Origin of the sequence: Bradyrhizobium manausense (assembly GCF_018130615.1) — a bacterium.
GTDB lineage: Bacteria > Pseudomonadota > Alphaproteobacteria > Rhizobiales > Xanthobacteraceae > Bradyrhizobium > Bradyrhizobium manausense_A.
Map to the genome: position 1 here is coordinate 38,865 of NZ_JAFCKB010000032.1, position 22,513 is coordinate 61,377.

32 protein-coding genes are annotated in these 22,513 nt (G+C 63.8%); 19 read left to right on the plus strand and 13 right to left on the minus strand.

What is annotated here, in order from left to right; all coding sequences use genetic code 11:
* Positions 1-58 precede the first annotated feature (58 nt).
* The gene (locus tag JQ587_RS35340; protein ID WP_212428437.1) at positions 59-277 is read left to right on the plus strand and encodes a hypothetical protein; all 219 of its coding nucleotides are present in this window, start codon (positions 59-61) and stop codon (positions 275-277) included.
* Here the strand turns inward: JQ587_RS35340 and JQ587_RS35345 are convergent.
* Both JQ587_RS35345 and JQ587_RS35350 read right to left on the minus strand, forming a co-directional pair.
* Entirely contained in the window at positions 274-708 is a 435-nt protein-coding gene (locus JQ587_RS35345; RefSeq protein ID WP_212428438.1) for a COG4315 family predicted lipoprotein, read from the minus strand. The two genes, JQ587_RS35340 and JQ587_RS35345, sit on opposite strands and share 4 nt — an antisense overlap.
* A 119-nt stretch (positions 709-827) precedes the next feature.
* Positions 828-1,292 (minus strand): MarR family winged helix-turn-helix transcriptional regulator, encoded by a 465-nt coding sequence (locus tag JQ587_RS35350; protein WP_212428439.1) that lies wholly within the window; start codon positions 1,290-1,292, stop codon positions 828-830.
* Between the two features lie 104 nt (positions 1,293-1,396).
* Here JQ587_RS35350 and JQ587_RS35355 point away from each other — a divergent pair, with 104 nt between their 5' ends.
* From JQ587_RS35355 to JQ587_RS35375, 5 genes are all read left to right on the plus strand, one after another.
* On the plus strand, positions 1,397-3,337 hold the full coding sequence (locus JQ587_RS35355) for an FAD-binding monooxygenase (RefSeq protein WP_212428440.1): 1,941 nt from the start codon (positions 1,397-1,399) through the stop codon (positions 3,335-3,337).
* A gap of 122 nt (positions 3,338-3,459) precedes the next feature.
* Positions 3,460-4,434 carry an SH3 domain-containing protein gene (locus JQ587_RS35360; RefSeq protein WP_212428441.1) on the plus strand — a complete coding sequence of 325 codons (975 nt, stop codon included), beginning with the start codon at positions 3,460-3,462 and terminating at the stop codon, positions 4,432-4,434.
* Between the two features lie 222 nt (positions 4,435-4,656).
* Positions 4,657-4,884, plus strand: coding sequence for a hypothetical protein (locus tag JQ587_RS35365; RefSeq protein ID WP_246755538.1), 228 nt, complete (start codon positions 4,657-4,659; stop codon positions 4,882-4,884).
* Positions 4,885-5,102: 218 nt separating this feature from the next.
* Complete coding sequence (locus JQ587_RS35370) at positions 5,103-5,309, plus strand: hypothetical protein (RefSeq protein ID WP_212299580.1); 207 nt, start codon at positions 5,103-5,105, stop codon at positions 5,307-5,309.
* 25 nt (positions 5,310-5,334) lie between these two features.
* Positions 5,335-5,712 carry a hypothetical protein gene (locus JQ587_RS35375; protein ID WP_349629557.1) on the plus strand — a complete coding sequence of 126 codons (378 nt, stop codon included), beginning with the start codon at positions 5,335-5,337 and terminating at the stop codon, positions 5,710-5,712.
* 12 nt (positions 5,713-5,724) lie between these two features.
* On the opposite strand, the gene JQ587_RS35380 is transcribed toward JQ587_RS35375, so the two are convergent.
* From JQ587_RS35380 to JQ587_RS35390, 3 genes are all read right to left on the minus strand, one after another.
* On the minus strand, positions 5,725-6,294 hold the full coding sequence (locus JQ587_RS35380) for a TetR/AcrR family transcriptional regulator (protein WP_212428442.1): 570 nt from the start codon (positions 6,292-6,294) through the stop codon (positions 5,725-5,727).
* Positions 6,294-6,638, minus strand: coding sequence for a DMT family transporter (locus JQ587_RS35385; protein WP_212428443.1), 345 nt, complete (start codon positions 6,636-6,638; stop codon positions 6,294-6,296). Before JQ587_RS35385 ends, JQ587_RS35380 begins: the two co-directional genes overlap by 1 nt.
* Before the next feature lie 176 nt (positions 6,639-6,814).
* Entirely contained in the window at positions 6,815-7,480 is a 666-nt protein-coding gene (locus JQ587_RS35390) for an O-methyltransferase (protein ID WP_212428444.1), read from the minus strand.
* A 99-nt stretch (positions 7,481-7,579) separates the two neighbouring features.
* Between JQ587_RS35390 and JQ587_RS35395 the strand changes: the two genes are divergently transcribed.
* The 3 genes from JQ587_RS35395 (at position 7,580) to pdxY (ending at position 9,823) form a co-directional block, all read left to right on the plus strand.
* Complete coding sequence (locus JQ587_RS35395; protein WP_212428445.1) at positions 7,580-8,224, plus strand: TetR/AcrR family transcriptional regulator; 645 nt, start codon at positions 7,580-7,582, stop codon at positions 8,222-8,224.
* Between the two features lie 96 nt (positions 8,225-8,320).
* On the plus strand, positions 8,321-8,962 hold the full coding sequence (locus JQ587_RS35400) for an FMN-binding negative transcriptional regulator (RefSeq protein ID WP_212428446.1): 642 nt from the start codon (positions 8,321-8,323) through the stop codon (positions 8,960-8,962).
* Positions 8,963-9,010: 48 nt separating this feature from the next.
* The gene (pdxY, locus tag JQ587_RS35405; protein ID WP_212428447.1) at positions 9,011-9,823 is read left to right on the plus strand and encodes a pyridoxal kinase; all 813 of its coding nucleotides are present in this window, start codon (positions 9,011-9,013) and stop codon (positions 9,821-9,823) included.
* Between the two features lie 8 nt (positions 9,824-9,831).
* Here the strand turns inward: pdxY and JQ587_RS35410 are convergent, their stop codons facing one another.
* Positions 9,832-11,175 (minus strand): hypothetical protein, encoded by a 1,344-nt coding sequence (locus tag JQ587_RS35410; RefSeq protein ID WP_212428448.1) that lies wholly within the window; start codon positions 11,173-11,175, stop codon positions 9,832-9,834.
* Between the two features lie 341 nt (positions 11,176-11,516).
* Here JQ587_RS35410 and JQ587_RS35415 point away from each other — a divergent pair, with 341 nt between their 5' ends.
* Positions 11,517-11,765, plus strand: coding sequence for a hypothetical protein (locus tag JQ587_RS35415; protein ID WP_212299587.1), 249 nt, complete (start codon positions 11,517-11,519; stop codon positions 11,763-11,765).
* Positions 11,766-11,806: 41 nt separating this feature from the next.
* Here the strand turns inward: JQ587_RS35415 and JQ587_RS35420 are convergent, their stop codons facing one another.
* Positions 11,807-12,046: a hypothetical protein gene (locus tag JQ587_RS35420; RefSeq protein WP_212428449.1), complete on the minus strand. Its 240-nt coding sequence runs from the start codon at positions 12,044-12,046 to the stop codon at positions 11,807-11,809.
* Between JQ587_RS35420 and JQ587_RS35425 the strand changes: the two genes are divergently transcribed.
* Entirely contained in the window at positions 12,045-12,191 is a 147-nt protein-coding gene (locus tag JQ587_RS35425) for a hypothetical protein (protein ID WP_212299588.1), read from the plus strand. The two genes, JQ587_RS35420 and JQ587_RS35425, sit on opposite strands and share 2 nt — an antisense overlap.
* Here JQ587_RS35425 and JQ587_RS35430 read toward each other — a convergent pair.
* On the minus strand, positions 12,172-12,777 hold the full coding sequence (locus JQ587_RS35430) for a bifunctional transcriptional activator/DNA repair enzyme AdaA (RefSeq protein ID WP_249148748.1): 606 nt from the start codon (positions 12,775-12,777) through the stop codon (positions 12,172-12,174). The genes JQ587_RS35425 and JQ587_RS35430 overlap by 20 nt on opposite strands.
* 112 nt (positions 12,778-12,889) lie before the next feature.
* Between JQ587_RS35430 and JQ587_RS35435 the strand changes: the two genes are divergently transcribed.
* Entirely contained in the window at positions 12,890-13,351 is a 462-nt protein-coding gene (locus JQ587_RS35435; protein WP_212428450.1) for a nuclear transport factor 2 family protein, read from the plus strand.
* Positions 13,352-13,554: 203 nt separating this feature from the next.
* On the opposite strand, the gene JQ587_RS35440 is transcribed toward JQ587_RS35435, so the two are convergent.
* Complete coding sequence (locus JQ587_RS35440) at positions 13,555-13,905, minus strand: zinc ribbon domain-containing protein YjdM (protein ID WP_212428451.1); 351 nt, start codon at positions 13,903-13,905, stop codon at positions 13,555-13,557.
* A 39-nt stretch (positions 13,906-13,944) separates the two neighbouring features.
* Positions 13,945-14,118, minus strand: a complete 174-nt coding sequence (locus JQ587_RS35445; RefSeq protein WP_018644642.1) for a hypothetical protein — start codon at positions 14,116-14,118, stop codon at positions 13,945-13,947.
* A 135-nt stretch (positions 14,119-14,253) separates the two neighbouring features.
* On the opposite strand from JQ587_RS35445, the gene JQ587_RS35450 reads away from it, so the two are divergent.
* The gene (locus JQ587_RS35450; RefSeq protein WP_212428452.1) at positions 14,254-14,613 is read left to right on the plus strand and encodes a c-type cytochrome; all 360 of its coding nucleotides are present in this window, start codon (positions 14,254-14,256) and stop codon (positions 14,611-14,613) included.
* A 39-nt stretch (positions 14,614-14,652) separates the two neighbouring features.
* Here the strand turns inward: JQ587_RS35450 and JQ587_RS35455 are convergent, their stop codons facing one another.
* On the minus strand, positions 14,653-15,489 hold the full coding sequence (locus tag JQ587_RS35455; RefSeq protein WP_212428453.1) for a PhzF family phenazine biosynthesis protein: 837 nt from the start codon (positions 15,487-15,489) through the stop codon (positions 14,653-14,655).
* A gap of 194 nt (positions 15,490-15,683) precedes the next feature.
* On the opposite strand from JQ587_RS35455, the gene JQ587_RS35460 reads away from it, so the two are divergent.
* Positions 15,684-16,508 carry an FkbM family methyltransferase gene (locus tag JQ587_RS35460; protein ID WP_212428454.1) on the plus strand — a complete coding sequence of 275 codons (825 nt, stop codon included), beginning with the start codon at positions 15,684-15,686 and terminating at the stop codon, positions 16,506-16,508.
* 253 nt (positions 16,509-16,761) lie between these two features.
* On the opposite strand, the gene JQ587_RS35465 is transcribed toward JQ587_RS35460, so the two are convergent.
* On the minus strand, positions 16,762-17,616 hold the full coding sequence (locus tag JQ587_RS35465) for an outer membrane protein (protein WP_212299594.1): 855 nt from the start codon (positions 17,614-17,616) through the stop codon (positions 16,762-16,764).
* Between the two features lie 627 nt (positions 17,617-18,243).
* On the opposite strand from JQ587_RS35465, the gene JQ587_RS35470 reads away from it, so the two are divergent.
* Both JQ587_RS35470 and JQ587_RS35475 read left to right on the plus strand, forming a co-directional pair.
* Positions 18,244-18,525 carry a hypothetical protein gene (locus tag JQ587_RS35470; RefSeq protein ID WP_212428455.1) on the plus strand — a complete coding sequence of 94 codons (282 nt, stop codon included), beginning with the start codon at positions 18,244-18,246 and terminating at the stop codon, positions 18,523-18,525.
* Positions 18,526-18,688: 163 nt separating this feature from the next.
* Positions 18,689-19,708, plus strand: coding sequence for an acyl-CoA desaturase (locus JQ587_RS35475; protein ID WP_212428456.1), 1,020 nt, complete (start codon positions 18,689-18,691; stop codon positions 19,706-19,708).
* A gap of 83 nt (positions 19,709-19,791) precedes the next feature.
* Here JQ587_RS35475 and JQ587_RS35480 read toward each other — a convergent pair whose 3' ends face one another.
* A complete protein-coding gene (locus JQ587_RS35480; protein ID WP_212428457.1) occupies positions 19,792-20,586 on the minus strand; it encodes a transglycosylase SLT domain-containing protein in 795 nt (264 codons plus the stop codon).
* Positions 20,587-20,728: 142 nt separating this feature from the next.
* On the opposite strand from JQ587_RS35480, the gene JQ587_RS35485 reads away from it, so the two are divergent.
* From JQ587_RS35485 to JQ587_RS35495, 3 genes are all read left to right on the plus strand, one after another.
* Complete coding sequence (locus JQ587_RS35485) at positions 20,729-20,911, plus strand: hypothetical protein (protein ID WP_212428458.1); 183 nt, start codon at positions 20,729-20,731, stop codon at positions 20,909-20,911.
* A gap of 316 nt (positions 20,912-21,227) precedes the next feature.
* Positions 21,228-21,737 carry a GDSL-type esterase/lipase family protein gene (locus JQ587_RS35490; protein WP_212428459.1) on the plus strand — a complete coding sequence of 170 codons (510 nt, stop codon included), beginning with the start codon at positions 21,228-21,230 and terminating at the stop codon, positions 21,735-21,737.
* 221 nt (positions 21,738-21,958) lie between these two features.
* A complete protein-coding gene (locus tag JQ587_RS35495) occupies positions 21,959-22,420 on the plus strand; it encodes a hypothetical protein (RefSeq protein WP_212299600.1) in 462 nt (153 codons plus the stop codon).
* Positions 22,421-22,513: the final 93 nt, after the last annotated feature.

Sequence of the window (22,513 nt, forward strand, 5' to 3'; positions counted from 1 at the left end):
ACAGGCGCCTCGCGTCGTTTGGGCTATGTCTCAGTGGCTCGTTGCCATTGGAGGCATCATGCAAAATTTCATTGATCAATTGAACGAGGACGACCGTCGCGTCGTGCGCAAGTGGCGTTTGGCCGCGCTCGGTCTCTACGGATCGATTTTGGCCGGTGTGGTGCTGTACGCAGCGCTGCACTGGACGCCCGAGGTGAATTACGCCTCGGTCGATTCCGCAGCTCATGCCAAGCTCGCGGGTACGTCGAGTGGCGGCCGCGGGCCGTTTGCGCCTTAGTTGTCAGGCCGGGCGATGCGCCATTGCAGCGTCGTGGCGTTGCCATTGGCATCGCCCGGCGCCTTGTCGGCCGGTGACGTGTAGAGCGGACGATAACGGTACGCCCACATCTTGCTGCCGTCTTCACGGTTGATCACGGTGAAGTCGCCGATGGCCTTGGCCTCGGCTGTTGCGGCGAGCGGCACCCAGCTTTCGGCACACTTGCCGTTGCAGTTCGACGTCTTGCCACTGGTGTCGCGCTCGTAAGTGTAGAGCGTCATCCCCTTGAGATCGACGAGCTTGGGACCTTGCTTGGTCAGGACCACCTTCGCAGGCGCGGCGGTCGCCTCGGGCTTCGGCGGAGGAGGGGCATCGCCGCCGCCATGGCCGTTTGCGAGCGCATGGCCGGCGGACAGGGCGATGACTGCGGTCGCAATGACGAACCTGAACATCCGAAACTCCAAGCCGGCAAAGTTAATCGCGCGTTAAGCGCAAAATTGGGGCCACGATAGCAGCCGAAGGTTAGCTCCTGGTTTCGCAGCACTGCGACAAATACGGACACCTGGAACTGCTACGCCTGCGCATTGCGCAACGGCGCGCGACTGAGCTCGTTGCCGGCCGCAATGGCCTTGCGCAGAAGGCGCATCAGCTCCTCGCCTTCCTTTGGACTGAGACCCCGCAGCATGAGGCGCTGGGCGGCTTCGACGGCCGGTGTGATCTTGCGCAGCGTTCGGCGACCCTCGTCGGTGATCTCGAGTTCGCGCGCACGTCGGTCGCGGGGACTGGCACGTCGCTCGGCGAGGCCCTTCTGCACGAGGCGATCGACAACGCCGGTGATGGTGGTGCGGTCATAGGCGATCAATCCTGCGAGCGTCACCTGGTCGAGGCCCGGATTGACCTTGATGGTCGCGAGCGCGGCGTATTGCACCGGCGTGAGATCAAATCCGGCTTCGCCGACCTCGGCGAGGAAGACAGCGACCGCGATCTGCTGGAACCGGCGCGCCAGATGGCCGGGCATGTCGTTGTTGTCTTTCACCGAAGTCTCCTCGAGGGCAGGGACGGCGCGGATGATTGACAAGTATACTGATAGTCAGCATACTGAGCAATATCCAAACAGAACGTTTCCCGGGAGAGGTGCTCATGCAATTCCATCTCAACGGATTTCAGCCGGGCGATCCTGAGATCGCTGATCCCGCCGAGCGCGTTCAGCCCCCGGGCGCAGCGGGCGCCGTGCCTGCGGAGGTCGATGTTCTCATCGTCGGCTGCGGCCCGGCGGGCCTGACGCTCGCTGCTCAGCTGGCACAATTTCCTGATATCAAGACCTGCATCGTCGAGCAGAAGCCGGGCCGTCTGCTGGTCGGGCAGGCCGACGGTATCGCCTGCCGCACCATGGAGATGTTCCATGCCTGCGGCTTCAGCGAGCGCGTGCTGAAAGAAGCCTATTGGGTCAACGAGACGATGTTCTGGAAGCCGGACGAGCGGGCACCGGAGAAGATCGTTCGGAGCGGCCGGGTGCAGGACGTCGAGGACGGGCTGTCGGAATTCCCGCATGTCATTCTCAACCAGGCGCGCATCCATGACGGATTTCTCGACGTCATGCGCAAATCACCGGCCAAGCTTGAGCCCCATTACGGAAGGCGCCTGCTCGACCTCCAGGTCGATCCGGCCGCAGGGCCCACCGATCATGTCGTGACCGTGCGCCTCGAACGTGTCGATGCCGCCGATGAGGGTAAGGTCGAGACCGTCAAGGCGCGTTACGTCGTCGGTTGCGACGGCGCGCGCAGCACGGTGCGCAAGTCGATCGGCCGTGAGCTGCATGGCGATTCCGCCAATCACGCCTGGGGCGTGATGGATGTGCTGGCGATCACCGATTTTCCTGATATCCGCTTCAAGGCCCTGATCCAGTCGGCGAAGGACGGCAGCCTTCTCATCATTCCGCGCGAAGGCGGCTATATGGTCCGCCTTTACGTCGAACTGGCAAAGCTCGAAATCGGCGAGCGGGTTGCCAATCGTAATATCACCGCCGAAGACGTGATCGCGAAAGCGCAGCGGATTCTGAAGCCGCATACGCTGGAAGTGAAGGAGATCGCGTGGTGGTCGGTCTACGAGATCGGCCAGCGCCTGACCGACAAGTTCGACGATGTGCCGGAAGTCGAGATCGACACGCGCCTGCCGCGCATCTTCATCGCCGGCGATGCCTGCCACACCCACAGCCCGAAGGCGGGGCAGGGCATGAACGTCTCGATGCAGGATGCCTTCAATCTCGGCTGGAAGCTTGCTGCCGTGCTGCGCAAGCAGTCCGCGCCGAGCCTGCTGCATTCCTATTCGGCCGAGCGACAGGCGGTGGCGAAAGAGCTGATCGATTTTGATCGCGAATGGGCCGGCATTCTCGCTTCCGCAGCCAAGGTCGGCGGCGCCGATGCGGCGAAGACACAGGACTATTTTGTCCGGCACGGACGCTACACGGCGGGTACGGCGACGCACTACACGCCGTCGATCCTCACTGGCGCCGCTTCGCATCAGCATCTCGCGCAAGGCCTCGTTATCGGCAAGCGCTTCCACTCGGCGCCCGTGATCCGGCTCGGCGACGCAAAGCCGGTGCATCTTGGCCACGCGGCGCAAGCGGACGGCCGCTTCCGCGTCTATGCATTCTCCGGCGCGGAAAATCCGACCGCGGCTGGCTCCGCCATTCGCGCATTGTGTCATTTCCTCACCGAGGCCGAGGAATCGCCGGTGAAACGATACACGCCCGAACATGCCGACATCGATGCCGTGATCGATCTGCGCGCAGTGTTTCAGCAGGACCATCGCGAACTCGCCATCGAGGCGATGCCCAAGCTGCTGCTGCCGCGCAAAGGCCGCTACGGACTGGTGGACTACGAAAAGATGTTCTGTCCGGACCTCAAGAGCGGACACGACGTTTTCACGATGCGCGGTATCGATCGGCGGGTTGGCTGCATCGTCGTGGTGCGGCCGGACCAATACGTTGCGCAGGTGCTGCCGCTCAATGACTTCGCTGGGCTTGCCGCCTATTTCGACGGCTTCATGTTGCAGGTGAACCGAAGCGCGCCGCGCCGATGAATGGCGGATGAATATTGAACTGCGCACACGGCGTGCGTCTCAATCTTTTGGCTGATGCGACCTTTGCGAGCGGAACGCTTCATTCCTCTCGCGCGTTCCGCCTCTCAGAGGAGGACTTCGCCATGAGGCTCAGAACCGCTTTAGTTGCAGCACTGTTGCTCGCCCCGACGGCCGCGTTGGCTGCGCCGGGTATCGTCACCGTCTCGACCGGTCTGCGCGCCGGCCCCGGTGCGGGCTTTCCCCTGGTCGATCGCATTCCCGAGGGCGCCCGCGTCAACATCCACGGTTGCCTGCGCGGCAATGTCTGGTGTGACGTGAGCTTCTCCGACGACCGCGGCTGGGTGTCGTCGCAGTATCTCGAATATCTCTACCGCAATCACTACGTCTATCTGCCCGATTATGCCGACGAGGTCGACTTGCCCGTCGTTCCCTTCGTGCTGAGCTCGTACTGGTCGAGCTACTATGCGGGACGCCCCTGGTATCAGCGCCATGCCTATTGGAATAACTACTGGACCTCGCATGAACGTTTCGCGACGCGGATGACGATCGATCCGTACGCCGCTCGGATCGGCCGCGCGGCGACACATGATGCCGCGGTCGCTCTGGGACGCGAAGGCATGCGCGGAAAGGGTAATGTCAACGGCGCCGCTGCGATCTCCGGGCGTGATGCTGCGACGGCACGGCGTGACGCTGCCATCACGAAGCGCGACGTTGCCGTGACGGCCGATCGGGCCGGCGCCGGGCGAAGCGAGCGCATCTCGCATGAGCGGGCCGCTATTCAGGCGCGCAATCCCCGTGACGCCCAGGCACGGATGATGCACGAACCAGCCGCCGCTCGGGCCGCGGCGCGTCCGCAGCCGATGGCGCGTGCACATGAAGCGCCACGTGTGTCCGCTGGGCCCGCTGCTCGACCTGCCATGCCGCACATGGCTCAGCCGAACATCAGCCATGGTGCGCCGATGAATGCGCACGCGCAGATGCCGGCGCCGCGCGCGGCTGCGCCAGCGATGCCGCATCCGGGTGGTGGCGGTGGTGCTCCGCACATCAATGCCGCTCCGCACGGCGGTGGCCCCGGCGGCGGTCACGAGAAACACTAGCATTTGCCAACGAAAGCCCGGCCGCCGCGCCGGGCTTTTTGTTGGGCTGGCGCGGGTTCCGTGCGCATACAATTTAAGAAAGTTCTTCGCGGGCAGATTTCATCGATCGTAACATGTGTACTCAAAGCTGTAAGCATCCACTCGGGGCAGCGGGGCTACGGGAGGATGAAGATGAGACAGAACCAAGCGGAGACGCGTCGCCAAAATGTCGCGAAGCGGTCGATGACCAAAGAGGCCAAGCAGCTGGCCGGCCTGATTGCCGGCCTGCGCAAATCCCTTGACGGCATCCACAAGGAGCGGGCGAGCACAAAGCTCACCGGCGCCGAGATGGGTATGCTCGACGAGCGTCGCAATAATTTGTTGCTTACCATTGCTGCACTGGACGACCGTCTATCGGCCGTGCAGGGCCTGATTGATCTCGGCCGGCCACATGTGATCCGCGTCCACTGAGCGGATGCCGGACGCTATCGGTTCTATCGCGGCGGCGATAGGCCGGAGCCCGGCTGACGGCTCTGCACCTCCGCGTCCGCGGGCGGGGCGGCGACCCAGCTCCCGACAAGCAGAATCGCATTCAAGATGCGGCACGGCGCGCAATGCACCGTGAAGGGCACCAAATTGCCATGCTCCCGGCGAATTGCCGCCAAAGCCCGCTGCCACGACGAGGACGGGTGCGGGGCAACGCAAGGGGATGGGCATTGGCCTATAAAATGGTCGCAGAACGCGACAATGAGAAGTACAGTTTTGCCCGCGAGAGCCGCTTGCTCATCGTGGCGAAGGCAAAAGTTTGGGCGAGCGAAGGATGGCAGGTCGTCATCACTGATCAGGATGGCAAGGCCTACGCGCCGCCGGAGTTCGATCAGTTGCTGGCGGCGTGATCGCAGGACGGGCTAGGGGACGACAGTGAGATCGCTATTTCGACCGGGGCGCGGGGTCATCGCGCCTCTGGTGATTCTTGGGACCATTGCTGCGGCAGGCGTTGTGCTGACGGCGCCGCTTGCGTCCGCGCAAAATCTCGACGCTGGCAAATCGCCCGAAAAACTCTTCGCGGATGGCTGCGCGGCCTGCCATCGCAGCCCGCGGGGGCTCGCGAAGGGGCGCTATAGCCTGACGCTGTCCTGGTTCCTTCAGGACCATTATTCGGCCGGCCCCGACACCGCCAAGGCGCTCGCTGCCTATCTGGTGTCGGTCGATACGCCGCCTCCCGGTGCCCCGGCAAAATCTGGCGCTAAATCATCCAGAGCCAGGCCGAGGCCGCCCAAGCCGGCGCAAGGCCAGTAGTCCGGATCTCGGCTACCCGCGCCGGTAGGTCTGCGCGATCAGCCGGTCATGCATGGCGCGCAGATCGGCATTCATGCGGGTTTGTCCTGTCGTGACGAAGGACAGCCAGGCGCCGTCGGCGGCGAGACGCACGATCTGGAGTTCCGGCGTCGCATCGGTGGCGCGGTGGCGTTTCAGTCGCGTCTTCATCCAGTCGTTCCAGAGCTTGCGCAGCGAGGGATCGGTGACGACCACCATGCTCAGTGCCGCCCAGGGGGTGGCGAAGCCGAAGGCTTTGCCGGTGAACACCGCATTCACATAAGCGCGCGTAAAACTGCCGCGCGGCTTCGGATCCGCTTCGATGGCCGCGTCGATCTCGGCGTCAACACGGGCGAGCAGATCCGCGAACAGGCCCTCGATCAGCGCCTGCTTGCTCCCGAAATGATGAAACAGCCCGCCCTTGGTGACGCCGGCCGCCGCGGCGACGGCTTGAACCGTAACGCCGGAGACGCCGTGGTCCATGGCGATCGCAGCCGCGCGATCGAGCAGGGCGCGCCGCACCTGCTCGGGCTGCTTGGCGCGGGTGTAAGCGCTCACGGGCATCAATGCGCCGTCGTCTGCGAGAACAGGTTGATGACCACGACCCCTGAGACGATCAGTCCGATTCCGACGAAGGCTGCGGCGTCCAGCATCTGGCGGAACAGCACGAAGGAAACGGTGGCGGTCAGGATGATGCCGACGCCGCCCCAGATCGCATAGGCGACGCTCAAGGGAATGACCCGGATTGCGACCGACAGCGCGTAGAACGAGGCAACATAGAACAGCACCATCGCCAGCGTCGACCAGGGCCGGGTGAATTGCGCAGACTGCTGCAGGAAAGCGGACGCCGTCACCTCGAAAACGATGGCGAGGGCTAGCGCGGCGTAGGAGGTAAAAGCGGACGTCATGGCGATCCCGAGCATGGCGCGCGCGAAAGATACCGCACGGTAGGTATGTTTAGCACGCGCAAGTGCTTTTTGCCGGGAACGGGTATCACGTCTGAGTGACGAGCCTGCGACACAGAGCCGCCGCGCGAGGAAGTGCGCGGCGGCTCCAGGATTGTCGCGGGCTGCTCGATGCTGCTTTAACTGATCCGCACGGAGAGTTCGACGTCGTCGGCGAAGGGCGTTGACATGTAGCCGCTGCCGGGCCTGCGGACCCGGGCCAGATAGTCGGGGCTGTCGTCGGCGTTGTCGGCAACGATGATTGCACCTGGCCTCAAACGGTTTTCGACCAGATCGAGGATCTCCGGGTAGAGCGCCTTGGCTCCGTCCAGCAACACGAGATCGATCTGATTGGGCAGGTCGACGCTCAGCGTCTTCAACGCATCGCCTTCGCGGATGTCGACCAGATCAATCAGCCCGCCGTCCCTGAGGTTCTCTCGCGCGCGTGCCGCCTTGGAGGGCTCGAACTCGCTGGTGATGAGGCGGCCGCCGCCATTGTCTCGTAAGCCTGCGGCCAGGTGCAGCGTCGAAATGCCGAACGATGTGCCGAACTCGATGATCGCCTTCGCGCGCGAGCAGCGCGCCAGCATGTAGAGCAGACTGCCCGTCTCGCGCGAGACAGCGAGCGGTGCGTCCTTCAGGCGTGCATAGAGATCGCGGTAATCGGTCTTGCTCTGCATCATCCGGGCTCGGTCGGCGTCGCTCACATCGGCGAGGGCGGCTCGCGTCGCGCCGCGTGCTGCTTCGTCCTCGTCGAACAGGCGATCCAGCAGCGGCGCAAGCGAGGTGATGGTTGGATTGGTCATTCGGTGTCTCCAGTGTTCGCGGCAAAGCGCGTGCTTGCGTGCGGATTAAAATACGACTAATTCGTCGCGTTTCCTATTCGCATTCCCCTGGGCGGACCAATGGCCGATCGTCGAAGTCGTTCAGTTTCCTCACGAAAACAGCCGCAACAGGCCCGCTCCAACGAGCTGGTGGCTGCCATTCTGGACGCTGCTGTTCAGGTCCTGGCGAAGGAAGGAGCACAGCGTTTCACCACCGCGCGCGTGGCGGAGCGGGCTGGAGTGAGCGTCGGGTCGCTCTATCAATATTTTCCGAACAAGGCGGCGATCCTGTTCCGCCTGCAGAGCGACGAGTGGCGGAGCACAAGCGAGCTCTTGCGCGAAATTCTCGCGGACCGGATGAAGCCGCCACCGGCGCGGCTGCGCGCGCTCGTCCACGCCTTCATCCGCTCCGAATGCGAGGAGGCCGCGATCCGCGGCGCGCTCAGCGATGCCGCACCGCTCTATCGTGATGCGCCCGAGGCGCAGGAGGCGCGGGCGGCCGGCGAGGGCATCGTCGCAGCCTTCATGCGCGAGGCGCTGCCGAAAGCCTCTGACACGACGCGCGAGCTCGCCGGGGAGCTGATCAAGACGACGTTGGCCGAGGTGGGAAAACGCTTCTCGGAGACGCCCCACAGCGATGCGGAGATCATCCGTCACGCCGATGGGCTCGCCGACATGTTCTGTGCCTATCTCGAGGAGCTTGCACGACGCGGGCGTCATTCCTGACATCTGGATTTGCGGCCCAATATCGTTTCGGAATCGTGGAACGATGGGATAGCCTTGCACCGCCCACCGCCCACCGCCCAGCTCAAGCGTCGCGCCATGCATGTCCTTCGCCCCCAATTCCGCATCGAGGAGCAGCGCGCACTGGAATTTGCGGGCCGACGTGGCTTCGGTGTGATCGTGGCGGCGGATGCGAACGGCCCGTGCGCCTCGCACGTGCCGTTCGTGCTGGATCGTCGCGATGGGCGTACCATCGTGCAGATCCATCTCACGGCAAATAATCCGCTGGTCGAGCTTGCCGACGGCGTCAGGCGCTTTCTGCTGATCGTCGCCGGCGACGATGCCTACATCTCCAACGATTGGTATTCGTCGCCCGACAACGTCTCGACCTGGCTGTACGAGGCCGTGCATTTGTCGGGTGTGGCGCATCTGCGCGCGCAAGACGACAACCGCGGCCATGGCGACGCGCTGCTGGCGGTCGCCGAGGCGCGGCTGCCGAAGCAGCCGTGGGCTCTCGCGCAGATGGAGCCGGGCAAGCGCGAGAGCATGCTGGCCGCGATCCGCGTCGTCGATCTCGTGGTCGATCAGGTCGAGGGGCAGGCCAAGCTCAATCAGCACAAGAGCGACGCCGACCATGTCGCGATCGCCGGTCGATTGGCGCGGTCGGAGGAGAGCGGGCACCGGCGGCTGGCGCGGACGATGCGGGCGCTGCGGCCGGGGCTTGACTACGACATTTCGTGATCAGGACGGCGCTTGCACCGCGGCGCGATTGCTTTTACGGACCTCTGCATGCTCGTCATCTCCATTCAAAGCCAGGTGGTCCACGGCCATGTCGGCAACAGCGCGGCCGCCTACGCCATGCAGGCGGAGGGCGTCAACGTCGCCGCCGTGCCCACGACGCTGCTGTCGAACCATCCGCGCTACCCGACCTTGCGCGGGCGAGTGCTCGACGCTGAGCTGGTCGCCGATCTGCTGCGGGGTGTCGAGGAGCGGGACCTCGTCGATGAAGCGGCCGTGCTGGTTACCGGCTATCTCGGTTCGACCGGAAATGCGGGCGTCATCGCCGATTTCGTCGAGCGTGCGCTGTCGCGCAATTCGAAGCTCGTCTATCTCTGCGATCCCGTGATCGGCGACGACGGCCGCGTCTATGTCGCCGACGGCATTCTGGACGTGGTGCGGCACCGGCTGTTGCCGGCCGCTCGCCTGATCACGCCGAACCAGTTCGAGCTCGAGCTGCTCTCCTGCGTCAAGATCACGGACACGGACGGCCTGCGCGCCGCGGCGGATGCGATGGCGGCGCAACGCCGGATCGACGTCGTCGCCACTGGCTGCACGCTCGTCGACACGCCGGCGGGGCAGGTGGAGACGATCCTGTGTGCTCACGGGCAATTGTCGCGCTTTGCAACGCCGCGGCTGCCGATCCGCCCCTATGGTACCGGCGATCTTCTCACTGCTCTAATCGCGGCGCACCTCGCCAAGGGCAGCGAGATCGAGGCGGCGGTGCGGCTTGCGGTCGAGACCATTTTTGCCGTGCTCGTTCGCACCGAGCAGGCAGGATCGGCCGAGATGCGTCTCGTGCCGTTGCCGGTGTCAGGCACCTAAGATCAAGGTTAGGTCGTCCGCTTTCCGGCGGATTGCGCCGACTTCTGCGGTTTTGCCGAACTCTTTTGTTCGCGTGCGGCTTGCGTCTTGGATGCCTTGGATGACTTGGCGCTGGCCACAATGCGCGCCTTCTTTGGTTTGGCGTTGGCGGCCTCCTTGCGGTCGGTCGCGCCGCCACGCTTCGAGATATATTCCTGGCCGTCGATCGGACCGACATGCGGTGGATCGCGGCCGAGATAGGGCCGGCCGATGCCGAGGGCCTTGCCGTTGGCATCGACCCATTTCCACAGCACTTCGGTCGAGGCCCAGCGCTGCGCGCGGTTGTTGCCCTGAGTGCTGACGATGTCGGCGGCCATGCCGTGACCGTAGCCGCCGCGAAGACTGCCGCCGTGATAGGAGCGGTTGGAGGCTGCCTTCAGGCCGCTCGCGATCTCCTGGCGATAATCGTCACGGAATGCGCTGGTGATTCCGGGCGAGAGACCAGCGGCTTCCGCCGCGAGCAGCATGCGAAACAACTTCTGCTTGAAGCTCTTGTCCATGCCGCCAATGACATAATCCATCAACGCCATGTTGGCGTGCGCAGCTGCCTTCGGATCTTTCCAGGCAAAATCTTCGTCGACGAGCTTCGTGAAGCTGCGCATCACCGTGACAGTTTTGCCTCTACGCTTGACGGCGACGGCGCGGCGGTCCTCGACTTTGATCGAGTCTTCCTTCGGTGTGCGCTGATAGAGCGTCCAGAGATAACGGTCGATGCAGGCATCCATGACGAAGCATTCGTCGAGCACGGCTACGGTGTCGGCGGGCGGCGATGCCTTGCTTTCGGCGACGGGCCCGCTCGCTATCGCGGCGGGTGACAACGCCTCCGAAGGCATGACGTCGCCGGGATCGGCGGACGCGAGCTTGACGGTGGGCTCCGGCGCGGGCTCGGCCTCGGTTGGAGCCTCAGCTTTAGTCTCAGCCTTGGCCTCGCTAGCGACAGGCTCGGGCTCAGGCGCGACCTGAGGTGCCGGCGACGCCGCCGGCACGATGTCGGTCGGATCGGCCGAGGCGAGCTGAACGGCGGGGGCGGGCGTCTCGGCCGCTGGCGCTTCGACCAGCGCGACGCTCGGAGTCACAGCCGCGGCGGCGGCGATGTCGGCAGTCAGTGCGATGCCATCGTCAATTGTCGCTGCACGCGGGATGTCGGCAAGCTCGAGGCGGGTGAGATCTTTCGCGCGGGAGACGGTGGCTGCATTGGCGCCGCTGTTCTCGATCAAGGCCGGGGCATAAGCAGAGAGGGAGAGCGCCAACCAACCGGCCATCACGGCCGAGGGGCACGAGACCGCCACCAGAAGAGACCGCCGATCATTCATGATCCCTGCCTCCAAGGTTCGTGAGCGAACCAGATTGCACAGCCAAGCACGCGGCGCGTCAATTGTTCGGAGGACGGTGTGGCGGTGCAATGGCGCAAATCCCCGCGGACAGGCTTTTCAAGCCAGTGTTGCCCAAATGCAACTTTGGTTCCCTCCGCTTCCAGCAGCGGGATAACATGATGACTGGCTGAACAAGCTATGGGGCGAACGATTCGTCCAAGGCCTTGGGCGCATTAAACATATTGCCATGCATGGGGCGCGATATTGCGTTGCAGCGATGCATGTCGCGATGCAGCAAATCAGGCTTACATAGGCTCCGAACTTCTCTTTGGAGCATCACCATGAACAAGAAGACTCTGTCGATCGCAGCCGCTGTCCTCGCTATCGCGGGCACGACTGCCACCTTCGCCGCCGAGCTGCCGGCCTATGAGGCCAACGGCATTCCGGCCTCGCCGATGCAGGTCCGCGTGCTCGGCGCCGCCCATGTCGAGCAGCAGGTGACGGCCCCCGCCACCAGCGTGACGGCGCTCCAGGCCAGCGTCCTGGCGCCCCGCAAGGTGAAGACTGCGACCGTGGGCTCTGCCCGCTAAGCCGCTGTCGCGCCGAGCCGATGGCTCGGTGCCAGGGCTTTTCACGACGTCATGGCCGGGCTTCGTCCCGGCCATTTTTTTTTGGCGCAGTCCCCCGTGTCGCGGGCGTTGATGCGCGGGCTGAGAATCTTCTCGCAGAAAAAGTTCTCGTAACGCGCGACTTGTGTACCGCGGTTCAAGACGAGTGTGATCTCCTTAATAGTTGTTTCGCAGATCGCGGCGCTTGATGCGGGCGCCGCATATTGGCGGCCAAGAATCGTTTTCATAATGGAGACCGTCATGCCCGTTGCGCAAAAAGCCGTTGTTGTCACCACTTCGCCGCGTGAATTCATCGTGCGGCATCTCGCATCGTTCGCAGCCGCCGCGCTGTTCGTGTTCGTGCTGAGCCTGACCTATGGGCTCGATCTCAGCCCCGGCTTCTTCTGAGCGATTGCGCCCTGCGCACCGCGCGCAGGCTCGACGGCGAACGGCCATAGAGCTCGGCGAAGGCGGCGTTGAAGCGGCGCAGGCTGCCGAAGCCGGACTGGAATGCAATGTCCGTCATGCTGTGATCGCCGGCATCGAGCAGGCGCTTGGCGCGCTGGACGCGAAGCGTTCTGGCAAGCTGCTGTGGTGTTGCGCCGACATGGCGCTCGAACAGCCGTGCGAGATGACGTGATGAGATGCCGAGCCGCGCTGCGAGCGTCACCACGCTATCCTCGTCGAGCGCGCCCGCATTGATGAGCTTCACCGCGCGCGCGACCGTCGAGCGCGTCCCGTTCCAGGCCGGGCAGAACGGCGCGGTCTCGGGCCGGCAACGCAAGCAAGGCCGGAACCCGGCAGCCTCGGCTGCGGCCGCCGTCGGATAATAGGCGACGTTGCGCGTCAGCGGATGCTTGGCCGGGCAGACCGGCCGGCAATAGATCCCCGTCGTCTTCACCGCGGTGAAGAAGCGGCCGTCATAGCGGGGATCGCGGCGCAGCCGCGCGGCGTTGCAGGTCTCGAAGCTCAGCATCGGCGGATGATAGCGCATGTCGGTGCGGGTGGAAGAGCCGCGGGATGACCGAGTCCGATTGTGGCGAGCCGCAACACACGTCCCGGCCTAGAACGCCACCCTCACGCCGACACAAACGAGGGAGCGCATCGTGACCAGCCCGAAGGACGTCGTACTCAACGCCTGGAAAACCTTTTCGTCACGCGATGCTGATCGCATTGCGGCGCTGTTCACGGAGGACGCCGAGTGGATCGCGCCGAAAGGCAACGCCACGGCGGTCGCACTCGACCACACCGACCACATGATCGGCGCCAAGCAGATCGCGCGCTTCATCGCGCAGGAGATGCACCGGATGTTCTCTGGAATCGATGTCGCCTTTCGCGGCGTCTACGCCGACGGCGATGTCGTGATCGTGGAAGAGCGGATGCGCGCGACGCTCGCCGGCGGCAAGGCTTACGAGAACGACTATTGCTTCGTGTTCACGCTGGCCGGCGACCGCATCCGCGAGGTGAGGGAATACATGGACACGCGCAAGGGATGGCGCTTGGTGTTCGGCGAGGAGGCACCTCGCGCAGCGGCAGAGCTCGAGCGTGCCGAGGTCCGGCGCTCGTGAAGGCCTCACAGCAGAGGCCTGCGCCCGGCAGATCCACAAAATCGCGAAAACAACCCCATGCACAGTAGAAGCGCCGATGTCTGGATTTCGGCGATACCGAATATGGGTTGACCCGTCGGGCAAAACAGGCGCATGATGCCATGATGGACGGTTGCGCGGAGAATCGGCGCGCACCTCGTCCGGCGATCCGCGTCCGCGCAGGCTCACGCCTTCTTCACGAACTCCGACTTCAGATTCATGGCGCCGATGCCGTCGATCTTGCAGGCGATGTTGTGGCCGTCGGTTGCGTCCTGGAGACGGATGTTGCGGACCTTGGTGCCGCCCTTGACGACCGAGGACGAGCCCTTGACCCTGAGGTCCTTCATCACGATGACGCTGTCGCCGTCAGCGAGCGGATTGCCATGGGCATCGCGCACGCCGGCCTCCTGCGGAGCTGGCGCGGCCGCATCACCCGCAGCGCTCCATTCATGGGCGCATTCCGGGCAGACCCAGAGGTCGCGATCCTGATAGGCGTGCTCCGATTGGCAGTTCGGGCATTTGGTGGCGTCGGTCATGATGGGTCTCGAAGCTGGAGGGTGGACATTGGCGGGCCGTCAGCGAAACAACGCGACGAAGATCACGTAGAGCCAGCCCAGGATCCCGTGGATGATCGCCCACAGGATCGAGTGGTTGTTGGTATAGGAGATCGCGATGGCGAGCGCCGAGCCGAAGCCGACGCCGTATTTCGCGCCCTCGACGCGGACGCCGTAATAGCGATTGCCGTTCATGGTCATCCTTCCCGGAAGATGGTGCTGCACCTCTTCCTATGCGCATCGCGCCGGCCACTTGACGCAGATCAATTGTCCGCCGCGCGCGCGGACCTACGCTTATCAAGTCACCGCAGCAAAGGCGAGGTCAGAGCGATGTCGCGCAGCGTTCGAGTTTACATCGGGCTCGCCGTCCTGATCGCGTTGTCGGTGCTGTTTCTCTTCAGCGTGGTCCATACCGCTGCCGGTGCATCCGGGCTGTCGCCACGCAAGGTCTCGGAAGGACATCGCCTCGCGCAGGCTTGGTGTCAACAGTGCCACGCCATCGAGCCGCACATGGCCGGGTTCTTCGACCTGGCCCCGAGCTTCCAGGCCGTCGCCGACCGCAACGGCACCACCACGCTCTCTCTCAAGGTATTCTGGAGAACCAGCCACCAGAACATGCCGAACCTCGTGATCGCGCCCGATCAGGCCGATGCGCTCTCGGACTACATCCTGAGCCTGAGAGGCAATTGACGGCGCCCCAGTCGGCCCCCGTCGTCAGGGGGTTTTGCATCAACTTTCCATGAAACGCGCCGTGCCCGAGACCCGGATCGAGCTGCCTTTGGCCGCGCCGATCTCGGCGCGGATCAGCGAGCGCGCGCCCATGTCTTCGCCCTGGACGATGTCGACGGCGCCGCCATGCGGCCAGCCGATGTCGCGCAAGTAGCCGGCGAACGCGGCGGCGGCCGCGCCCGTGGCGGGGTCCTCGACCACGCCGCCGGCGGCAAAGGCGTTGCGCACATGGAACAGGCGCGGCGTCTGTGCCGTCACCAGCGCGATCGTGACCAGGCCTGCTTGCTCCATCAGGGCGCGTCCGCGGTCGAAATCATAGGCCATGCGCGCGAGCGCATCGCGCGATTGCAGGGCGAGGAGAACGTGGTCGGCCCCGCCGTGAATGCTGGCCGGCGGCAGCTTTGGGTCGAGATCGGAGCCTGCATAGCCGAACAGATCCAGCAACGCTTCCCGCAGCGACGCATCGAGCGACGCGCTGCGCGTCGGCGGCGACTGCAGCGCGGCTGCGATGGTGCTGCCGTTACGCTGTCCCGACACGGAAATGGCTGAAGCGTTCAGGTGCAGCTCAAAACTCCGATCGCCGAAGCGGTGCGCGAGCGCGGCGCCGAGCGCAATCGTGGCGTGGCCGCAGAACGGCACCTCCATCGCAGGCGAGAAATAACGGACGCGCCAGGCCTCGCCCTCGGGCGCGGCAAAGGCGGTCTCGGAAAAGCCGACCTCGGCCGCGATCGCCTGCATCGCCGCGGCCTCGGGCAGGGCCTCGCCGATCCAGACGCCGGCGGGATTGCCGCCGCTGTTGCCGTCGGAGAAGGCCGCGATACGGAGGAGGGTGGTCATGGGATGATCCTTGGTGGCGGCCGGCGTTACGACGGCTGCGCAGGATGGGTAGAGCGACAGCGAAACCCATCAAGAGGTCGTCGTGGGATGATGGGTTTCGCTGTCGCTCTACCCATCCTGCAGGGCGGGGGCAAGCCTCGCATAAGCGCCCGTTGCGATAACGGCATCCACTCAAGGTGCGAGGAGATTCTGCAATGCCGATCGCGGGGCAAAAGCTGGCCTTTGTCATGACGTCGTCCAGCCATGGCACGATGATCGTCAACCGGTTCGACTATCGCATGGTCAGCCCCGACCGCGGTTATGGCGTCGGCTATCAGATCCTGGAGGCCGCCGCGTTCGATCCCGGCGAGGTCAAGATCGCGCTCGAATTGCTGGCCTTGCGCCGCAAGCACCACGGCGATGGTGTCATCGCCCTCGATTGCGGCGCCAATATCGGCGTGCACACGATCGAATGGGCCTCCGCGATGACGGGCTGGGGCTCGGTGATCGCGATCGAGGCGCAGGAGCGGATCTATTATGCGCTGGCCGGCAACATCGCCATCAACAACTGCTTCAATGCGCTCGCGGTGCATGCGGCCGTGTCCTCGGAGTCCGGCACGATGGCGGTGCCCAATCCGAATTATTTCACGCCGTCGAGCTTCGGCAGCCTGGAGCTGCGCCCGCGCCCGAGCAACGAATTCATCGGCCAGCCGATCGACTACACCGAGAACACCGTCATCGTGCGCAAGATGACGCTGGATGAGCTCAATCTGCCGCGGGTCGATTTCATCAAGATCGACATCGAGGGCATGGAGATGGAGGCCCTGGCCGGTGCGCAGGCGACGATCAAGGCGTATCGCCCGATCCTGCTGATCGAGAAGATCAAGACGGATCTCCGGCAGCTCGAGCAATGGCTGGTGGACAACGGCTACCAGCTGATGGCGCTCGGCATCAACATCCTCGCCATCCATCAGAGCGATGCGTGCCTGAAGGAGATCAACCCGCCGCAAGGCGCCGGCCGGCAGCCGCACGCGGCTTAAGGCGAAGGTCTCGTAAGGTGGGCGAAGCGACTTGTCCGCCGTAGCTCGAAGAGCGAAGGCGGAAAGCGGCCCACGCATTTGTTGCGATCGAGAGAGATCGTGGAACGGCGCGATCGCCCATGCCGACGCTACGGCGTGGGGATCGATACAGCGTACACACACGTCGAAACGCGTCGGCGAAACCTGCCGTCGCGAAATGATGGGTTTCGCGAGGGCTCACCAGGACCCCTCGCTATAACCAGCAAAATGCGGCTCAATATTTTGCGACGAGCGGCGCGCCGCCGAACTTGTAGTTGACGGTCAGGCGGGCCGTATCGACGACGAAACGCTGGCCCTGCGTGATCGTCGTGGTGGGAAAGGTCCCGAGCTGATCGACGGCTGTGACCGATGAGCGCCCAAGGTCGACGTGGAGATATTCGAGGCCAACGTTCCAGTTCCCGAAGGCCTTCGACAAGCCGGCGCCCGCGCTCCAGCCAACCCGCGTTTCGGCCGCGGTCCCCGCGAAGCTCACGCCGCCGCAACCGGCACCTCCCGGCGTACACGCAAAGCCGATGCTGCTCTCGGTGCGGCCATAGGCAAGGCCGCCGGTGCCGTAGAACAGCCAGTCGTTCACTGCGTAGCCGAGTTTGCCGCGCAGCGTACCGAACCAGTTGATCTTTGCGGAGAGGCTTTCATCGACATTGGCGCCGGTGGTCGCAAACGGTGTCGTCACCAGTCGGCTCGCGTGAAAATCCGCGGCTTGAATATCTGCAACGCCGCCGAGCACCCAGGTACCAAACTGCTTGTCGTAGCCGAGCTGAAGTCCGCCGAAAACGCCGTTCGGATTAAGGTTGGGGAACAGATTACCGCTGGCCAAGCCGGGAAGGCCGGTCGACAAAAACGACCCGATGTTTCCAGCATTGCCGGGATTGACGAAACTGAGGCGGGGATCGGTGTTCTCGCCCCAGCCATAGCCGACATTGCCGCCGACATAGAACCCGGTCCAATCGTACACGGCTGCCACCATGGGAGGCGCCTTGACATAGGGGCGGGCCGCAAGATCTGCCGCCTGGGCGCTGGAGAGGCCGAGAACTGCAATCGCTGTAGCGAGGCACAGGGTGTTCTTCATGATATTCCTCAATCAAATCGACGAACCATCGTTCAAATGTACTACAGGTTGTTGCCGGAGTATGTTGCGTGAAGAGCACACCCTCACTGGAATTGGGCTCCGAGCGACGACGTGTCGTGTGGGGACAAGTCTGGATGCAGCGCTGGCGTCATCCGCGCTCGAACCTGCGGCGCTAATGCCGGAGCGAGCTTCGCTCTCCGAAGCTGGTGGGATCGTCCCGCTGCATAGCCGGCCACTTCATTCGCAGATGATGCGCTGATGCTTTCGCTTGGGCGATTTCAGTGCGATCGATCGCTGCGCGATGTGGGCGGACCAAGTGTTCGTCTTCACACGCCGCCAAACCTTACTTCTGCACCACTGTCCGGGTGCCGGATGGCGCCGGGGCGGGCTCCCAGGGAGCGGGAGAATGACGCGGACCGGGCGGGCCTCGTCTGTCGCATCGGTCGTGCCCGCGGCAATCCTCGCGGGCTGGTCCTGTGCGCTCTCGGCGGATGCCGCACTGCCCGCAGGTCAAATCAGATTGTCGCCATCCAAAGAGAACGGCCGACCGCCAAAAAGTTCAGAAGGTGAATTGGCTTGCGTTGCCGTGCATCCTTGAGCACTCTTCGAGAAAAGGAGACCCAACGTATGAAAATCAAGACTGTCGCCTGTGCGCTCGGAACGGCTCTTATGTTGTGTAGCCTTGGAACATCAGGTGCCGAAGCCCGGACGCGAAAGGCTGTCGTCGTTCGTGCGTCACAAGAGAGGCTCATCGTCACGGCGCCCGTGCTCAGGCCGACGCCGTGGGATTACAATGTCGTGCCCCGTTACCGTTATCGCCCTGAAGACGACCGCGTCGACGCTTACGGCCCGCCGCTGGTGCCGTCCTATGTTCGTTATGAAGGGTGGCGCTGGCCGTATTGGTGGTGAAGGCCGCCCAGCCTGTAGCCGGGATCGAGCCAACGGGTCGGCGCTTGACGCCACCCGATGACAGGCATGGCCACACCGCGCTTCCACGGGTTGCTCAAGATGACCGGCCTCTGTACCCTCTACGTTGCAGAAGCGCTGGTTTTCCATCCATGGATTGGCCGACATGACCGTAGTTGAGGGCGTGGTTCCGGAGCAGGGTGCCGACCGGAAAATGCCGCCAAAGATGCCGCCCGGCGTGCTGGTCGACGGCCCCGTGGTCGATGCAAAATTTCGCGATTCCTACATCTCGTTCGCCCTGATGATCGGCGGCTCGATCGGCGCGCTGATCTGGGTCTTCACGTATGGCATCGGCCGGGTGGAGATTTCCGTGTTCGCCGGCATGTTCATGCTGACCACGATGGGCATCGGCTTCATGCATCGCTACTTCGTGCACCGCAGCTACCGCTGCGGCCCGGTGATGCGGACGATCCTCGCTGTGATCGCGACGATGGCGGTGCAGGGCTCGATCCTGAAATGGGTGAGCAACCATCGTCGGCACCATCTTCATTCCGACAAGCCCGGCGACGTTCACAGCCCTTATTATGACGGCTTCGGTAACAGCATTGAAAGCTTCGCCAAGGGGATGGGGCATGCGCAAGGCGGCTGGGTGTGGGATCTCGCCACCACCGATGCCGAATACTACGCCCGGGATATCCTGGCCGACCCGATCGCGATGTTCTTCACGCGGACGCGCTGGTACTGGTACGCGCTGTCGGCGCTGATCATTCCCGCCGTCATCGGTTACGGCTTCGGCGGCGTGCGCACGATGATCGGCTGCGTGCTGTTCTCCGGCCTGTTCCGCAGCTACCTCATGACCATGGCGACCTCGCTGGTCAACTCGGTCTGCCACAGCGACGGCCGCTGGGGCTACCGCCGCTTCGATCTCGATGACGGCACCACCAACGAGCTGGTCACCACCATCATCACCTTCGGCGAAGGCCTGCACAACAACCACCACCGCTTTCCGCGCGACGCCTATCTCTCGCATGCCTGGTACGAGATCGACATCAACGGGCTGATCATTTTGGGCCTCGGGAAGCTCGGGCTGGTGACCGACATCTTCATGGCTGGAAGCCAGACCGCTCGCGCGCGGGGGACGGACGGCGGAAAACGTCCAGTGCCGGATCCGGAAGCGACGGTCTGACGGGGGCCCTTAGCCCTGATGGAGCCACCGGGTCGGCGCCTGGCGCCGTCCGATGACAGGCTCAGCGCGATCCGGGCGACGCGCTAACCTTTGTCGTCCGCCGCAAGCCGCAAAAACTGCCGCTTCATCGCGTTGACCCTGGCGACATAGCTTGCGACGAGATGATCGCCGCAGCGTTCGGCGGCTATCATCTGAAACTTGCGGCGTGCATAGGCCGTTGCGGGACCTGCGCCGCAGAGATGGATGAAGGCAGCCAGATCCTGCTTCTGCTGCGCGGTGGCCTTCACATCGCCGGCGAGGTTGAGAACCAGCGCCACGTTGCGGTCCAGATACACCGATGCCAGCTCGATGGCGTGGCTCGGGATCGCGCGGCTGTAGAGACCCGTGAAGCCGCAGCCGGTCTCCGTCACCGCGTTGCCGCGGATACAGAACCGCGTGGCCTCGCTGAGGGCCGGATCGGTCATCTGGAAAAGCCCGACGGCGCTGGAGGCGGGACGGTAGATCGCGAAGGGATTGAAACTCCACCGCCAGCGCCAATAGGTGCGCGCCACCGGATTGCCGGAACTCTCGACCTGCGCAAGCGCTGCCAGCAATTCGGGCGTGATCGTTCCGGTGGAATAGGCGCGGAAGAGAGCGCCGTATTGGCGCCAGTTCTCGGACGGCTCCTTGTCGAGGCTGTTGCCGACGAAGACGAACAGCTCGGTCGGCTTGCGGATGACGTGATAGGCGATGTTCAGAAGCGCGACGGCTGCAAGCAGGATTGTCGCGACGCTCGCGATCCGAACCATGCGCGGTGTGCGCGCGAAGGTCTTTCGCGTCCACCGCGCGGTACGCTGGAGGCTGCGAAGGCGAGGGAGGCGGCTGCGTCGTCCTGGCATTGCGCTTGCGCTGTCACCGTCATTCAAGTCCGTTCGAGATCCTCTGCGCCGGTGATTCAAATCACGGACACTGAATCGCCTTGGCTGCACGCTGAACGAAGGGATCGAACATCGATCCCGTTTCTAGCCAATGGAGCACGAGATGAATATGCGGAAAGACGAAAACGCGCAGACGACGGTTGAACTGGCGCCTGTCGAACTGGATGAGGTCAGCGGCGGGGAGAAGGGGAGCGACGTTCAGATCAACTACCTCAATTGGGTCAAGCAGATCTATTCACCATGGGCGGGTTTGCGCTTTGGTGAGGGCCGGATTCTCATCTGCTAGACCGGAAATCTTGTCGGCGCTGAAGCGATCTCGCCGACAACAGGAGTGAGCGCGAGCAGGATGGGTTAGAGCGACTTGTCCGCCCTGGCTGAAGAGCGAAGGCGGAAGCGAAGCCCATCAGCGATCGTCATGGAAGGATGGGTTTCGCATTGGCCTAACCCATCCTGGCAGCCTCCGCGGGCAGGGTAGTGAATTTCGCGCGCGATCTCCGCGATGGAGATTGCCAAACGCCGGGGGATCGCGAACATTGGCGGATCTCGGCGGGGTATTCATTCGGCCCCGAACGAAGCGATTTGAGCAATGATTGGAGCCGGTCATGACACGTTCGAGCTTTCGAATTTTCGCCCTTGCCGTTGCCGCCATCGTCATTGCCGCGGTCAATCCTGCGTCCGCGCAGATCGTGGCGCTCGGCCATAGCGCGGTCCACGGCAACGTCGCCGAATCCGAGATGTGGCCGGCCGTGCTGGAGGGATTGCTGCGCGCCAGGGGGACTCAGGTTCATATCGCCAATGCCGGCGTGTGGGGTGAGACCACCGAGGCGACGCTTGCGCGTACGCCGAGCGCCGTTCCGGCCGGGACCAAGCTCGTCATCCTCTGCGACAACCCGGCCAATGACGTCAGGCACAACATGTCGCCGATCAAGGCGATGGAGAACATCGCGGCCATCAAGAGCCAGTTGAAGGCACGTGGCATCCGGGTGGTCGACGTCTGGGGGACCTATATGTCGGTTTGGCGGCAACCGGGCAGCGTCGGTCCCGACGGGCGTCATCTGAGCGTCGAGGGCAACAAGAAGATGGCGGCGGCGGTGGTCGGCATGGTGAGGTAGGCGGGCTTTTCGGATGCGGCCGATCAGGCAGCAGCGAGCAGGATGGGTTGAGCGACGCGAAACCCATCCTACAGGCTGTCACCGTCGTTTGGTGGCCTGAGGCGAGGGCGCCGGGCGATGGTTTTGCGCGATCATCATCGATCGCAGGGATGAATGTCCCGGATTGAACCGAATTGGAACCGCAACAGACAAAGGGAGGTTTGAGGCTCAAGGAGGTCTGAATGTTTGCCCGCTTGGTTCTTTTTGCCGCCGCCGTCGTTTTGATGATGTCCAACCCGGCCCATGCGCAGTCGACGAGATATGGGACCTACTATGACGAGACCATCGTCATCGACTGCCCCTCCGGGCCCGGCTGCGCCGCCGTGTTCTCGCAATTGCCTTCGGACAAGCTCACACTGGTCCACCACGTCTCCTGCAACATCATCTCGTATGCTCCGACCCGCATGGCGACCTTGCGGATTTCCACCACGGCCAGCGCCGCCAACGCGATGACGCGGGTGATGCCCATGCAGCTGGGACCCACCGTGGCTTCGAATGGCACCTATACGACGAACATCAATCTGAACACGGATTACCTGGTCGGCCCATCGCGCTTCCCGTTCGTGGACGTCACCGACACCCAGGCCGGCGACATTCTCATGCAATGCACGCTGGAAGGTGCGCTGATCGATCCGATCCCGTGAGCGGAAGGGTCAGCGAGTAGCAACCATTAACTGGCGGCTGTGTTTTGCCTTTCGGATCGTCGGCGCCTGCCATGATGACGCCGTGCTCGCATC